The following is a 14,272-nucleotide window of genomic DNA, read 5'->3' on the forward strand; positions in this document are numbered from 1 at the left end:
CTGTGTCGGATATTTTGAATATCGGACCATAAAATATTAACAGAATGTTAGTACCACGATCATTGTGGTAACTAGTGTATTCAGACCGATATCTCCACTACCCGAACGTCCTGGAACTATACACAAGGACCGGAGAAAACTAAGAACAAAAGAAAAAAGATGGTCAGAATACGATGGTCCAGCCGGACCTGACCTCTTTTCCTGTATATTTAACCTCATGCATCAGTTTGCCCTGTGCATTATAGAGTGTGATCACCCCTCCATTATTTGCAAGCATTACACCTTTGCCGGAAAGAAGTATGCGGGTTCCTGAGCCTGCATTAATGCCACCTTTGAGTACGGACTTTCTTCCAGGACCATCCTGAATGAACCAGCCATCAAGATCGATATCCTCTGGAGAGGCATTGAAAAGTGTTATAGCCTCTTTACCTACATCAACACCTGTCGGATTTACAAGTGCACCTACTATTTTTACAGAACCTGCAGGAACAGCGGCCTCAGAAGCATCATCTGTATCATCACATTTTTGCGATGGGATCTTGTGACCATCTGGCATACAATGACCTGTTGAAGCATCTGTATTGAAACACTGCGACTGGAAAGCAAGGAAAATAGCTATCCACCTGTTCTCTTCAGGCAAATGGATAAGAAGGGCACCATCCTGGTTAGGTGCATCATCACCCTGCCACTTTGGAGAATTCCCCTGATTCATATGTATATCGTGAATACCACTACCGGGTCTGAATCCAAAGAAACTGTCAGGAAGGAAGGATTCCGGACCCCATCTTTCACCGAAAGCATAGATGATACTGTCACTTGAACTTACGGCTTTTTTTACATGTTTCTGGATAAGGTCGTTCAGATCATTAGAAGGACCGGGGACATCACATGGCAGAGGAAGCATCTTTGATATGTCAAAGAGCCCGCCACGAACATAATCAAGACGTATCTCACGTGAAGTATTATCAAGTCTCTTATAACCCATTCCAAGATTTTCAAGCTTTTCTGTGATAGGATGAGTGAAGTTGTCATCTACAAAATAAAGCAGTTCTGACGGAGGGATCTTGGAATTGATATTGACAGCCACACGATGCTCGTTCTTTCCATCATGTACAAGTATCTGATAATGGGCACTCTTGCCCTTTCCACATTTACAATCCTTGGGTTTGCCCTTTAATACCCCGTAATTTTCAAGAGACATGATGAAACTTACTCTGCTCCTGAATTAAAAGTTTTCTATTATGAAAGAACGTGTTCATTTGAAACAGATGGCATTCGGTTCCAGACCCATATCATTGAACACGTTTCCAATGATATTCCGTGGGCAGGTATCGTTATGGAACAGATGAGATGGACAATTACAGTCACTCGATCCAAACCCTCGGATAATATCACCATCCAATGCCTCGTTGAGCTTTCCTGCAAGCTGGCATTCAACCGCTTCATCCACCAGAGCATATACTACGCAGACCAGATCGAACTTTGAAGATACTGAAAGGTGGTCCACATGCCAACGTGGCTTTTTATCCTTCATCAATGAGAACAGTACATGGCGTTTCAGTCTTTTAAGACCACCTGAACCCAGTGCTGATCCAACATATACATGATAACCAGAACTAAAAACCACCCCCTGAAACCTTCCCGTATCAAGAGATGAGTCCTTATTTTTGAATATGAGACAGTATACCCCTTTCTCAGTTATATCTGGAAAGTTGCTTTTGTCCTGCATAGGATATACTCTCCAAAGAAAGCATTAAATCATTTCCTGTCAAACTCATATTGATAACTATGCCAGAAGAAATGAAGGATGCAAAAGATGTGAAAGGTTTCAAGCCAAGGGCTGTTGTCTATGCAAAGAAACTGGATGATGACTTCTCAGAAGCTGTGGCACAATTCTATAGTTCCGTATGGGAAGAGAAAGAAGGTGGCCTTTCTAAGAAGCAGAAGCATTTGATGGTATTCGCTATTGCCTGCGCCAGCCAGAAGACAAGCAGTGCCGTGAAGATCCTTCAGAGACTGAAGAAGTACGATGCAACTGCACAGGAGATAAAAGATGTCATGATGCTGGCTGCATGGACCGGCGGGATACAGAATTTTACAACTTTCACACCAAAGATACTGGAAGAAATGGAAAGGCTGGAGTTCTGAACTCCACCTTATCTCATTACATATAATGGAAGAAGGAACCTTATCAGAATATATATGTGTATCACGAGGATCAGAGGCATTCCTATCTGGAAACTTGGATGTCTTGTCTTGTGACGGAAAAGCTGCATACCCAGTATCGACCCGATACTTCCACCTGCAATAGCCCACATAAAAAGTGTCTTCTCAGGTATCCTGTACTTGTTCTTTTTTGCTTTATTCTTGTCGAGCCCCATAAGGGAAAAAGCCACTATATTCACAAGCAGCAAATACGCAAAGAATATAAAGGTTGTATCCATAGCCCTTATTTCACCAGATACCGTATAAATTTTTCCCGGTCAAAAATGAGGGATCATACTTATTGTGGTCCAGCCGGGAAGTGGTTGTCTGGAATGATTGGTAATCATAATTGGGTGGTTAATATGACAAAAAAATGGCTGATATTGATAACAATATTGATGCTTGCAGGCGTACTGGTTAGTGGATGCGCTGATAATGCAGAAGATACAGTTGTAGAAGAAGAGATCGAAGAAACAGTGGCAGAGGATGTAGAAGAAGACGTTGCACCTATTGGTGACGGACAGGATTTCGCGGTAAGAATGGAATACTACGGAATGATGAAACCTTCTGAGCTTGAACTTAACAGAGGGGACACCATAGCCTGGAGAAATTACAAACCGCAGGGAACCTATGTCCTTGTAAGTGACGATGGGCTCTTTGAGGATCAGGAGATGGATTCCAACGATGCATACTCATATACATTCACTGAAAGCGGAACTTACACATTCAGTGTAATAGATACTCCTGACATGACACTCACGGTCACTGTCAATTAATGAGGCTCAATGCCTCATCCATTTTAATTTAAATGTCATTCCTCTTTTTTAAAGTCCATTGATATGGAATTCATGCAGAACCTCTTACCTGTTGGTTTGGGTCCGTCATCGAAAACATGACCAAGGTGGCTTCCACATCGACTGCAGACAACCTCAGTTCTTTCCATGAAGTGACTGTGGTCCTCTTTGAGGGTTACCTTATCGTCAGCAAGGGGTTTGAAGAAACTTGGCCATCCTGAACCGGAATCATATTTGGTATCTGAACTAAAGAGCTCCTGCCCACATGCAGCACAAAGATAGGTACCTTTCTCCTTGTTAGCATAGTATTTCCCTGTGAATGGAGCCTCTGTGCCTTTCTGACGCAGCACTATGTACTGGTCCTTGCTCAATACTTCTTTCCATTGTTCTTCGGACTTCTCTGCAGGAGCATCCTGCTTTTCTGTTCCCTTTGTTTCTTTCACGTTCGGTCTCCCCATGAAAAGTGGATCATATTGTGATAAATAGGTGACGTGTTGACAGATCAAAAAAGGAACATCGTTCATTTAAATATACAGATAAATATAAATATTGTTTATGAGAGATTTAATATTGTTTAACTTACAAATAAACAAACGGGATTAGTTCAATTATTTGGGAGAATAATTGAGAAATATGAAATATTGACTTCTGTCAATTCAAAGGGGAATTTGAATGTCGGATTGGATCACATACTATGAAGACAACAAACTAAGTGCATTGAAGAGAATAAAGAACATGGCCCTTTCTCCAGGATACAGGAAAGAGCTAAGTTGCTGGGTCAACAAATACCTTGATCCATTTTCCGTTGCAAGGACCATATCTATTGAAAGAAAGGAAAGTCTGGATCCTTATTCGAGGATACGCATGGAAGCAGAAAGGGACCTTGAGTTCACACTGCTTACTGCAACCGGAAAGGACAGGAACAGCAGCGACATCATACTATTTGAGAGCAATCTCCTGCTTCTTTTCAACCTTATGCTTAAACATATAAGAGCAGCATAAGCTAAAACCACATTAATAACCGTGTAAAAAGTGTACCGGGCAGGATGAAAGAAAGAGATAAATATACCTATCTGGCCTATTAGTTCCATCCCTTTTTTCAGGGAAGAAGGCAGATTCATTGCAGGACCGAAGTAAACTCTTAGCTGACGAAAGCATAGGTAAGCTCCTTTTCAAACTTTCTGCTCCCGCCACTGTGGGAATGTTAGTTCAGGCTCTCTATAACCTGGTAGATACTGCTTTTGTAGGACAGGCACTTGGTGAGAACAGTATACCAGCCATAGGAGGTATCGCGGTGGCTTTCCCTGTTATGATGATAGTCATGGCAACAGCTCTTGCCATCGGTATCGGTGGAGCATCCATGATCTCGCGCAGCCTTGGTAAAAAAGACCAGGACAGGGCCGAGAACGTAATGGGAAACGTACTGTCCATGGTACTGATAATAAGCGTGCTCATCTGCGTGCTGGGAAGTATATTCATAACGCCCATATTGAGGCTCTTCGGGGCTACTGATACGATCCTGCCTTATGCTACAGATTATCTCAGCATCATATTGTACGGATCAGTGTTCTTCATGTTCGCTCTGGCAATGAACAATGTCGTGCGCTCAGAAGGAAATGCAAAGGTAGCAATGTACACCATGCTTATCTCAGCTCTGGTGAATATCATACTTGATCCTTTTTTCATATTCAACTCAGGATATATCGAGTTCAATTTCCTTGCTGACAAGTTAGGGATCGTTATCCAGCCACTGTATGTGTATGGGTTTGGACTGGGAGTGAAAGGAGCGGCAATTGCAACCGTACTTGCCCAGACCACAGGAGCAATATTCCTGGTATGGTATTTTGCATCCGGAAATTCAAGTCTCAGATTCCACACAAGATATCTTATACCAAAATGGGACATCGCAAAGGAGAGTATCTCAATAGGAATGGGACCACTTGCAAGGAACGCATCCAGTAGTCTGGTTGTGATCGTACTGAACAATATACTCATTGCCTATGGCGGAGGAGATATCGCAATTGCCATCTTCGGTGTTGCCAACCGCCTGTTCATGTTCACATTCATGCCAATGTATGGGATCGTTCAGGGATTACAACCCATTGTGGGATTCAACTACGGTGCAAGGAAGTTCTCCCGTGTAATGGAATCGGTGAAGCTCTCTATGTTCGTTACGACCACCATGGCGATCATTGGATTCATAGTTCTCATTGCCTTCCCGGAACAATTGTTCCGAATATTCACCACCGATCAACAGCTTATCTCATCCGGCAAATACGCAACACGCATCATGGTACTTGCATTGCCACTGGTAGGTTTCCAGGTAGTTGGTGCCTCACTATACCAGGCCATAGGAAAGGCACGACCATCGTTCCTGCTGGCAATGAGCCGCCAATTACTATTCCTGATACCTCTGGTATTGATACTGCCACATTTCTTCCAGTTGACAGGTGTATGGATGGCTTTCCCGTTATCTGACAGTCTATCCTTCATGCTCACTCTTGTAATGGTTATCAGAGAGTTCAAAGTACTCTCAGGAATGGGCGAAACGATCGCCTAGTAATCACCCTGATAGCCATAATACAACGCATTTAAAAAGCATCAGGACAATTCTAGGATTCATGTCATATGAGAACGGACCACTTTTACTGATGATACTTGACGGTTGGGGCTACACCACCGAAGATCAGGGTAACGCAATAACGGCTGCAAATACCCCCGTACTTGACTCTCTGGTAGAGAAATATCCTTCATGCTTACTTCAGGTCTCAGGAGAAGGCGTCGGGCTTCCTGAAGGACAGATGGGGAACTCAGAAGTAGGACATCTTAACATAGGTGCAGGCAGGATCGTCTATCAGGACCTTACACGCATCAACAAGGACATCAGAGAAGGCTCCTTCTTCGAAAATCAGGTTTTTCTTAAGGCAATGGAGAACGTAAAGGAAAATGATTCCTCACTTCATCTTATGGGACTTTTTTCATACGGCGGCGTCCACAGTCATATGGACCACATGAGAGCCCTTGTGGAAATGGCAAAGAAAGAAGGAGTTGAAAAGGTCTACATCCACGCATTCCTCGATGGCAGGGATGTTCCACCACAGACAGCTCTTGAGGACATGAAAGCTCATGAGGAATTCTGCAAGAGCACAGGTATAGCAAAGACTACAACTGTCTCCGGCAGGTACTATGCAATGGACCGTGACAAACGCTGGGATAGAACAGAACTGGCTTACGATGCACTCACACTTGGAGAAGGCATCCTTGCAGATGATGCTGTCTCTGCGGTCAGCCAGGCATATGACAGAGGAGAGAATGATGAGTTCGTCAAGCCTACTGTTGTTACAGATGAGGAAGGTAAACCTGTTGCAACTGTAAAGGACGGAGATTCAGTTATTTTCTTCAACTTCCGTCCTGACAGGGCAAGACAGATGACATACGCATTTGTGGATGATGCTTTTGATGGTTTTGAGAGAAAGCTCAGACCAAATGTCCATTATGTCTGCATGGCCGAGTATGATGAAAAACTGGATGTTCCAATAGCATTCCCACCGGAGTGCATTGAGGATACTCTTGGAGAGGTTCTGAGCAAGAATAACAAAAAGCAGCTTCGAATAGCTGAGACCGAGAAGTACGCCCATGTGACATTCTTCTTCAACGGTGGTGTTGAAAAGGAGAATGAAGGTGAGGACAGGTGTCTTGTACGATCACCTGACGTTGCTACCTATGATCTCAAACCTGAGATGAGCGCATACGAAGTAACCGATGAACTCGTAGCAAAGATACGTTCTGACAATTATGATGTTATAATACTCAATTTTGCTAACATGGATATGGTAGGCCATACCGGCATCGTCGATGCAGCCATAAAGGCGATCGAATCCGTTGATAAGTGTGTTGGAAAGATAGTCGATGCTATTATCGAGAAAGATGGAGCAGCGCTCATAACAGCAGACCATGGCAACGCTGAGAAGATGATAGACTACAATACCGGAAAGCCACACACTGCGCATACTTCCAACCCTGTAAGATGTGTTCTTGTGAACGGAAAGGAAGGAATTGGATTGCAGGATGGAAAACTCTCAGACCTTGCACCTACAATGCTGGAGATACTTGGTATCGATAAGCCTGAGAAAATGACAGGAATGTCGTTAATAACAAAATAAAAGGAATATTTGCTTTTCAGAACCACTTGTCCAGTGTGCTCTGGCCGCTTCCTGAAGAAGCCTTCAGGCGCTCCAGAGCCTTTGTGACCCTGTCCTCTGAGAAATCATGTTCCCCACAGAGGAAAGAGACAACTGCCTGAGCATCAGGTTTGTCCCATTTTAGAGAATAATCATCTGTGACATCAGGAGATTTGAAGAACTCTTTGATATCCTCAAGGTTCGGGATATCAAGTCCTTTTACTTCCAATACCTTTTCAATGCTTCCATGGTCCTTTATGAGCTTAAGGGCTGTTTTTGGACCTACTCCCTCAAGACCTTCATTGTAATCCGTACCCACACAAAGAGCGATATCTATAAGCTGTGAACGATCGATCCCAAGTTCATCAAGGTTCTCTTTCAGGTCGATGACCTCAGGTTTTACATCCACATAGATATTCTTCTTTGGAAGTTTCCTTTTGCCTGAGACAGTAAGGTTCCTGACAACCAGAGGAGAACCAAAAAGAAAAGAATCATAATCCTGTGATGCTATCTTGTCAGCATCACCTTTCTTGACCATGTAAGCAGCCTGCGCTTCCCCTTCTGAGGGTGCATCGACAAAAGGAATACCCATGGCAGTTAACAATTTCTTTGAATCCTCAACTATTGTCGCATCTACCTTTGCAGATGCCTGAGCATACTTATATGCCTCTTCTGCAAGCCCCTTTTCCCGGGCCTCATCCCATTTTACCTTTGCATTCTCACGGGACTCAGTGCGCTTCCGGATAGTAGCTGATTTCCATTCTGGTGGCTTGCCATCAAAAACAAAGACAGGTTTCACTCCTGCTTCAACAATATTGGTCATCCTGTAAAGGATACCGGACAAATGGGATGTTACATTACCCTGTGAATCCTTCAGGGGAGTTCCATCTCTTTGTCGGATGATACTTAAGAACTGGTAAAGTGTATTGTAGGCGTCTATCGCCACTATATCTAAAGAAAGGTCAGATACCTCGATCGTGCTTCTCCTAAGAAGCTCTCCTATATCAACACCCATATCGCATCATATAGAAAATATGTGGATCAGTTCAGCCTTTAGGCCTCACTTGTTATAAGTCCATTGCATTCAAGTCTTACATCAATGACAGAATCGTCATTCGCATCTATCTTTCCCACCTTAAGGATATTTCCTACCCTGTCAATAAGATGTGTTTTGGTTATCTGCACCTGATGCAGATCACCCGATTCTCTATTTTTGTGGATCACCACAAGGTTATGCTGATCACCATCATTCTTACCTAACTTTGACATCATGTTCTTCACAAGTTGTTCAAAGTCGGAATAGATAAGGATCTCAGAGCATTTACCGGCTTTTTTTATTATTCCTATCGGTTCTAAATTAATGCGCATGTACGCACCTCTTATAGATAGAGATATTACTCAGTATCCTACAACAGACTAGTTAATATGGTTTTCGGGTTTTGAATGGAACAATAAATATTATAATGTAAAAAATTATCTGTATCTGGTCCTGTCCAGTGATGCAATTACATCATCCATTCTCAAAAGGACCTCATGAACTCTTGAATCAATATTGTTCTCTACACTCTGAATATTTATTCTCAATGAACGTTCCTTTGCCTCAAGCATGTTATCAAGCTTACGCAGACGCATGTCAACTGAAAGGATCATTCCTGCCAGTGCACCCACCATGACCATGGCAGCCAATATTATCAAAGCATTTGCCGGACTGTATTTAAACCTTCCAAGCCACTCATAGGTCAGCACAAATGAAGAAACTACCATTACAACTGAGAATAATATATCTCTGATTTCCATTCTGATCCCTCTCTACTTAGATAAGGGCTGTTTTGCTATTTATATTATTTAACTCTATTTTTTTAAAAGAGAATCACTTAAATACTGAACCATACCTTTACTATATTTATATAATATTCGTTAATTTATATAATTGGAGTTGAACCATTGAGTTCGGAGACGGGAATAAAGGACTATATACCAATGCTTGTGATGGCAGGTATAATACTGATAGTACAGATCACAGCACTGCTTTTAGCCACACCAATGAATGATAGCGGCATGCAGGCATTCGAGGATCCTGATTCAACTGCTAACAGCATCTATTACATAGGGATCATCCTTGTATTCACGTTCTTCCTGTTGATGGCGATCAAGAAGAACATGGAATGGATCATACAACTGGTCATATTGCTTGCCGTGGGAGCCACCATGTTCTATGTATTCTTCGCCCTGCTCTCCCTTGCGAACATCACAGAGATGACAAACAACATCATATCCACTGTGGTAGCTGCCGTGCTCACCATACTGCTCTATAAGTTCCCTGAGTGGTATGTGATCGATACAGTAGGACTCATAATAGGAGCAGGAGCAAGTGCGATATTTGGAATATCCCTGTCAATACTACCTGTTATCGTGCTGCTCGGATTGCTTGCAATATATGACGCTATATCCGTGTACAAGACAAAGCACATGATCGATCTGGCAGAAGGAGTGATGGACCTGCGTTTACCCATCCTCTTTGTGATCCCAAAACATCTGAGGTACTCATTCATCGAGGATTCTTTCAATAAGGAAGAAGGCAAGGAGAAAGAAGCTTTCTTCATGGGTCTTGGAGATGCCATAATGCCAACGATCCTTGTAGTATCTGCAAATGTGTTCCTGGTGCAGAAAACTGATGCATTGAGCTATATTGGGTTCATATCCTACCCGGCCCTTGGTGCAATGATAGGAACTATCATAGGATTCATAGCACTCAGCGTACTGGTAATGAGAGGAAAGCCACAGGCAGGATTACCATTCCTGAACAGTGGTGTTATACTTGGATACATAGTAGGGGTACTGGCCTCAGGGGCCGGAACACCCTTCTACTGATCCTTTTTTAAAATAAGAAAAAACGAATATCAAATTTCTTTTTTTAATCCTCTTCCGGAAGCTCGGAATTGATATTGCATATAGCACAGTTGGAATTGGACAGACCTGAATTCGACTCGTTGAACTCTGCATCCACAGAACGTGTGCCTTCTGCAAGTACAGCAGCGGTTGAGATAGTGCTTGCTATGAGAATGGAATCGAATATCTCTTCCTTTGAGACACCAAGTCTCTTAGCAACCCTGACATGGGTCTTCATACAATGTTCACAGCGCAATGCTGATGCCACTGCTATGCAAATGAGTTCCACGGTCTTTGGGTCCATACGTTTGAACTCTCTCATAACGCTGTTCTCGTAGATCATACGCGATACGAAAAGTTCAGGCATATCCTTCATGAAGTTAATTATGTAAGGAACCTCACCATAGCGTTTCTCAACATCGGCCAGAATATCTTCCACGGCCTCTTCCGGCTCCTTATCAAGGATCTCTTTTATTTTATCAAGTTCCATAATAACCTCATGGCTTTGTTTTCAGCAGAAGATCAGGCTGTGAACCCTACTTCAGATTCACGTTTGATCTTGATCAATATATAATTTTTCATCTTGGAAAGCGTGACATCGGCCATATCAGAAAGCCTTACACCCTCATCGAACTCAAGGTTCTCCACCTTTTCATGGAACTCCTCATATGGAAGCTTCACACGCAGACCGTCAAGCTGGAGCGTAACCGGAGCAGGCGAGAACACATCGAATATCTCAGGGATCTGCTCATGGATCTCTTTCATGACCCTGGCAGGCAATACGGCCAGTGGGTCCTTTGCAAGATCTTCACGCATCTTCTCCACCACTTTAACGACGTTCTCCAGGAGAATATCGAGAGCACTCAGTTCACCACTTTTCCTCATACGGTGAGCGACCCTTCCAACGCCGCCAACATACAGGTCAGCATTCTCAACATCCTCTGTCTTAACGTCCAGAGGACCGCCGGTGACGATCTTAGGAATGGTAACGCCTTCAAGGAGCTTTGGCTTCTTGTTCTTTATACAATCACTGAAAGTACCGAAAGAGAATACAGCAAGGTCATGTTCATTGATGAGCTTCCTCTCGTAGTTATCGGAAAGTGAGACCCTTCTGCCCATTCCCCTTGCAAGACCGATCATATTGGTATTGGCACCGCCCCTGCGCATAAATTCTGCGACATCACATGCTGAATGTGGCAGGTGGTGTGATGCAAGTGTAGGGGAGACAACAGCTATCTCAGTACCCGTAAGCGGAGCACGGGTGAGCTTACCAAGAAGTTTGGTTCCCAGTGCTTCGATGAGATGGACATCATCCCTTGGTATGAGCATAACAAGAGTGACCTCTGTAGCAGCAGGTACTTTCTGGATAAGGTAACCTCCAAGGTCCTCCAGAAGTTCGGTTATCAGAGTATGCTGATGCACACCACCCTCATAGATATAGGGTTCCAGTATCGCTGCCATTATTCACCCTCCATTAGCTCTTCTGCAAGATCACGTGCTTCCTGTATCCATTCAGGTTTAAGTATATCCTCACTGGCTGCGAAAACGAACCTGTGACCATCCATTGAGTGATAACGCACTCTGAAACCTTCCGGGGTTGCCCTTATTGCCATTTCCACAAGCCTTGACTGGAGTGTACTTTGCGGGTCTGCAACTACCATATCTGCAAGGAACTTTTTCTCGGCATCCACATCTTGAGCCGTCATGATAAGAGTTTTCCTCTCCGGCTGGTAGACCTTTGCACGACCATATTTCGCCCAGAGCTTCTCAAGAAGTTCAGGCAGGTATTTCTCCTGTTCAACGGATATCGTGATCTCTTTCTTCAAATGATTGCTTATATCTACACTGGCCATATCAGAAACTTTTACCCTTGGCTGGCTACCTCTGAGGATCACAGCCATCAGGTAAAGGGATTCCTCTGGTCTTACTATGACCTTTATGCGACCTATGGAACCACCAAGTACAAGCTCAGTAATGATATCAGCAACTATGCTCTTGTACGCATCTCCTTCTGACTGGACAGGGGACTCTACAACGAAAGTCTCAAGAGCTTCCATAGAATTACTCCTCCACGTATCCTGATGCCAGTAAAGCACTTCCTACCGCACCTATAAGGTGGGAATTAGGTGGTACGAGAACATTGATCTTGAGCAACTCTCCAAGAGCCTTCGGGACACCTTCGATAAGTGATGAACCGCCTACAAGGATCAATGGTTCCTTCACATCGACCTCCTGAAGCTGCTGTTCGAATATCTGCTCTACAACACTATGACATGCAGCAGCAGCAACATCCTCAGGAGTTGAGCCCTTTGCGAGTGAGTTGACAAGTGACTGGATACCAAAAACGATACAGTAACTGTTCATATCCACATTCTGCTCCATTCCTTTAACTGCAAGGGCACCGAGCTCTGTGATATCGACACCAAGTCTCTTTGCGGTCATATCAAGGAAACGACCTGAAGCACCTGCACAGATACCTCCCATTGTGAACATTCCGGGGATACCATCATCTACAGAGATAGCCTTGTTGTCCATTCCACCAATATCAATGACCGTAGCATGTCCTTTCTGGGTATCTGCAAGATAGACAGCACCCTTTGAGTTGACAGTGATCTCTTCCTGGATAAGTTTGGCATCGAAGTGCTCGCCAATAAGGAAACGACCATATCCTGTTGTGCCTATTGCCTGAATATCTTCCTGCTTCACACCTGCCTCTTCAAGAGCCTGGTTGAAAGCCTCTGTTGCACTATCAATAACCTTGATGGTTGGTACCCAGCCGGACCCGATTATCTCGTTGTCCCTCATTACAACTGCTTTTGTAGTTGTAGAACCTGAGTCTATACCTGCAGTAAGTCCGCTCTGTTTTTCCCTTGCGAGCAGATGTCTTCTCCTTGCGATAGTTGTAAGAGCTTCCATACGGGTCAGCAGTGTAGCTGCCGTTGTACGCTCTGTGAATGAATAACTGATAACCGGAAGTTCGGAATGTTTGTTGATGTAACGGCGCACCTCGTTCCTGACAATAGCAGCCTCGGCACATCTGAAACATGAGGTAATGAATACTCCATCAACATCCGTGATACCCTCTACAACAGCCTTTGCCCTTGCCATCATGAGACGAAGATCAGGACTTGCAGCCTCAATTCCGAAATCCTTGCCGATATCGTCGAGTATATCGATCTCGATCTCAGGATACACCAGTTTGGCATTGACACTTGATGCTACAGACTCAAGTTCTCCGTGGACACCTGCATATTCAGAACCACATGATACCAGAGCAACTTTTACAACAGCTTCTTCGCTCATTCTGTTGCCTCCTCACCATCAGGCAATGTCTTCAGGAACTCCGCGATCTTATACACGAATTCCTGTCCTTCATCATCGGAGTGAGGGAATTCAAGTTCGAGGAGAGGCATCTCACGGCTTCTTATGAGGTATTTGGTAAGCTCGTTGGTACGTGCACAACCCATGCAACCAAATGCCATAGGTGATTCACCTACAATAATACCAGCATCTGCCTGCTCGATCATCGGGCCCACAAGAGCCATCCTTCCTCTTACACCTGCCGGAACTTCAACAGCTGCATACTTCAGACCGTGTTTTGGTTCCTCCGCAGTGATGTTCATGGGCGGGGAATCCACACCTACGGTAGTAACCTTTTCCTTTATCTTTTCCATCATTGCTATAGGTGTGTGACCGAACCTCTGGACCAGGTCAGAAAGGATCAGACTGTTTGTAGGGTATATGATAACTTTAGCCATTGTATTGCCTCATTGGGTGGATTCTATCAGATCCTGAAGCTCTTTCACTTCATATTTTTTCTTGCGTTCTACTTCCTTGAGAGGAACATGTTTGTCGTATTTATCGAGGGCGTTCCCGATCATTGGAAGCATCATTGCCTCTTCCTTCAGGAAATAGAAACCGGGTCGTGATCCTCCTCCACGGGATGCACGGCATCGCCTGTCATCACCAGGAGGGAAACCTCGCTCCTTTACGAATATATGGTTCTTGTCGAGGTCGACGATCTCCTTTACCACTTTGTTCACAGACTCCCTTGGGCCTGTGACCATGGTTCCAAAACATGTTTCCTTGATAACTATATCAGTACTTGATTCGTATATCCTCATAGCAGCGTCGATCGGCAGCACGCTATCTGAACTTGTGACAACGAGTTTTGTTATAACATCCTCATTTCCTTCGGCCATC

At 44.0% G+C, this 14,272-nt stretch carries 19 protein-coding genes; 6 read left to right on the top strand and 13 right to left on the bottom strand.

The features are described 5' to 3' along the window. Positions 1–163: 163 nt before the first annotated feature. Complete coding sequence (locus tag BM008_RS09955; RefSeq protein WP_091936556.1) at positions 164–1,201, bottom strand: DUF2278 family protein; 1,038 nt, start codon at positions 1,199–1,201, stop codon at positions 164–166. Between the two features lie 54 nt (positions 1,202–1,255). Beyond that, on the bottom strand, positions 1,256–1,729 hold the full coding sequence (locus BM008_RS09960; RefSeq protein WP_091936558.1) for a GIY-YIG nuclease family protein: 474 nt from the start codon (positions 1,727–1,729) through the stop codon (positions 1,256–1,258). 59 nt (positions 1,730–1,788) lie between these two features. Here BM008_RS09960 and BM008_RS09965 point away from each other — a divergent pair, with 59 nt between their 5' ends. Beyond that, positions 1,789–2,148 carry a carboxymuconolactone decarboxylase family protein gene (locus tag BM008_RS09965; RefSeq protein WP_091936560.1) on the top strand — a complete coding sequence of 120 codons (360 nt, stop codon included), beginning with the start codon at positions 1,789–1,791 and terminating at the stop codon, positions 2,146–2,148. An 8-nt stretch (positions 2,149–2,156) separates the two neighbouring features. On the opposite strand, the gene BM008_RS09970 is transcribed toward BM008_RS09965, so the two are convergent. Beyond that, positions 2,157–2,444, bottom strand: coding sequence for a DUF1294 domain-containing protein (locus BM008_RS09970; protein WP_091936562.1), 288 nt, complete (start codon positions 2,442–2,444; stop codon positions 2,157–2,159). Between the two features lie 123 nt (positions 2,445–2,567). On the opposite strand from BM008_RS09970, the gene BM008_RS09975 reads away from it, so the two are divergent. Next, positions 2,568–2,981 carry a cupredoxin domain-containing protein gene (locus tag BM008_RS09975; protein WP_091936564.1) on the top strand — a complete coding sequence of 138 codons (414 nt, stop codon included), beginning with the start codon at positions 2,568–2,570 and terminating at the stop codon, positions 2,979–2,981. A gap of 35 nt (positions 2,982–3,016) precedes the next feature. Here the strand turns inward: BM008_RS09975 and msrB are convergent, their stop codons facing one another. After that, positions 3,017–3,442 (bottom strand): peptide-methionine (R)-S-oxide reductase MsrB, encoded by a 426-nt coding sequence (msrB, locus tag BM008_RS09980; RefSeq protein WP_245748000.1) that lies wholly within the window; start codon positions 3,440–3,442, stop codon positions 3,017–3,019. 229 nt (positions 3,443–3,671) lie between these two features. Between msrB and BM008_RS09985 the strand changes: the two genes are divergently transcribed. The 3 genes from BM008_RS09985 to gpmI all read left to right on the top strand — a co-directional run bounded on the left by BM008_RS09985 (position 3,672) and on the right by gpmI (position 7,162). Beyond that, entirely contained in the window at positions 3,672–4,001 is a 330-nt protein-coding gene (locus BM008_RS09985; RefSeq protein WP_091936567.1) for a hypothetical protein, read from the top strand. 118 nt (positions 4,002–4,119) lie between these two features. Beyond that, positions 4,120–5,559, top strand: coding sequence for an MATE family efflux transporter (locus tag BM008_RS09990; protein ID WP_091936569.1), 1,440 nt, complete (start codon positions 4,120–4,122; stop codon positions 5,557–5,559). A gap of 61 nt (positions 5,560–5,620) precedes the next feature. Next, positions 5,621–7,162 (top strand): 2,3-bisphosphoglycerate-independent phosphoglycerate mutase, encoded by a 1,542-nt coding sequence (gene gpmI / locus BM008_RS09995; RefSeq protein WP_091936571.1) that lies wholly within the window; start codon positions 5,621–5,623, stop codon positions 7,160–7,162. Between the two features lie 16 nt (positions 7,163–7,178). Here gpmI and fen read toward each other — a convergent pair whose 3' ends face one another. From fen to BM008_RS10010, 3 genes are all read right to left on the bottom strand, one after another. Then, on the bottom strand, positions 7,179–8,195 hold the full coding sequence (fen, locus tag BM008_RS10000) for a flap endonuclease-1 (protein WP_091936573.1): 1,017 nt from the start codon (positions 8,193–8,195) through the stop codon (positions 7,179–7,181). A gap of 38 nt (positions 8,196–8,233) precedes the next feature. Next, positions 8,234–8,548: a hypothetical protein gene (locus tag BM008_RS10005; protein WP_091936575.1), complete on the bottom strand. Its 315-nt coding sequence runs from the start codon at positions 8,546–8,548 to the stop codon at positions 8,234–8,236. 105 nt (positions 8,549–8,653) lie between these two features. Beyond that, complete coding sequence (locus tag BM008_RS10010) at positions 8,654–8,977, bottom strand: hypothetical protein (protein ID WP_091936577.1); 324 nt, start codon at positions 8,975–8,977, stop codon at positions 8,654–8,656. Between the two features lie 147 nt (positions 8,978–9,124). Between BM008_RS10010 and BM008_RS10015 the strand changes: the two genes are divergently transcribed. After that, positions 9,125–10,051: a presenilin family intramembrane aspartyl protease PSH gene (locus tag BM008_RS10015; RefSeq protein WP_245748001.1), complete on the top strand. Its 927-nt coding sequence runs from the start codon at positions 9,125–9,127 to the stop codon at positions 10,049–10,051. 43 nt (positions 10,052–10,094) lie between these two features. On the opposite strand, the gene BM008_RS10020 is transcribed toward BM008_RS10015, so the two are convergent. Genes BM008_RS10020 through BM008_RS10045 form a run of 6 tightly spaced genes read right to left on the bottom strand, consistent with a single transcriptional unit; the run spans position 10,095 to position 14,271 of the window. After that, a complete protein-coding gene (locus tag BM008_RS10020; RefSeq protein ID WP_091936579.1) occupies positions 10,095–10,559 on the bottom strand; it encodes a carboxymuconolactone decarboxylase family protein in 465 nt (154 codons plus the stop codon). 32 nt (positions 10,560–10,591) lie between these two features. Next, complete coding sequence (locus BM008_RS10025; protein ID WP_091936582.1) at positions 10,592–11,530, bottom strand: methanogenesis marker 7 protein; 939 nt, start codon at positions 11,528–11,530, stop codon at positions 10,592–10,594. Beyond that, complete coding sequence (locus tag BM008_RS10030) at positions 11,530–12,126, bottom strand: methanogenesis marker 17 protein (RefSeq protein WP_091936583.1); 597 nt, start codon at positions 12,124–12,126, stop codon at positions 11,530–11,532. Before BM008_RS10030 ends, BM008_RS10025 begins: the two co-directional genes overlap by 1 nt. A gap of 4 nt (positions 12,127–12,130) precedes the next feature. Next, complete coding sequence (locus BM008_RS10035) at positions 12,131–13,372, bottom strand: methanogenesis marker 15 protein (RefSeq protein WP_091936585.1); 1,242 nt, start codon at positions 13,370–13,372, stop codon at positions 12,131–12,133. Beyond that, entirely contained in the window at positions 13,369–13,827 is a 459-nt protein-coding gene (locus BM008_RS10040; RefSeq protein ID WP_091936587.1) for a methanogenesis marker 5 protein, read from the bottom strand. The genes BM008_RS10035 and BM008_RS10040 overlap by 4 nt, the downstream gene beginning before the upstream one ends. A 9-nt stretch (positions 13,828–13,836) precedes the next feature. Then, positions 13,837–14,271, bottom strand: a complete 435-nt coding sequence (locus BM008_RS10045) for a methanogenesis marker 6 protein (protein WP_091936589.1) — start codon at positions 14,269–14,271, stop codon at positions 13,837–13,839. Position 14,272 lies beyond the last annotated feature (1 nt).

The organism is Methanolobus profundi, from assembly GCF_900114835.1.
In the GTDB taxonomy this organism is placed as follows: Archaea; Halobacteriota; Methanosarcinia; order Methanosarcinales; family Methanosarcinaceae; genus Methanolobus; species Methanolobus profundi.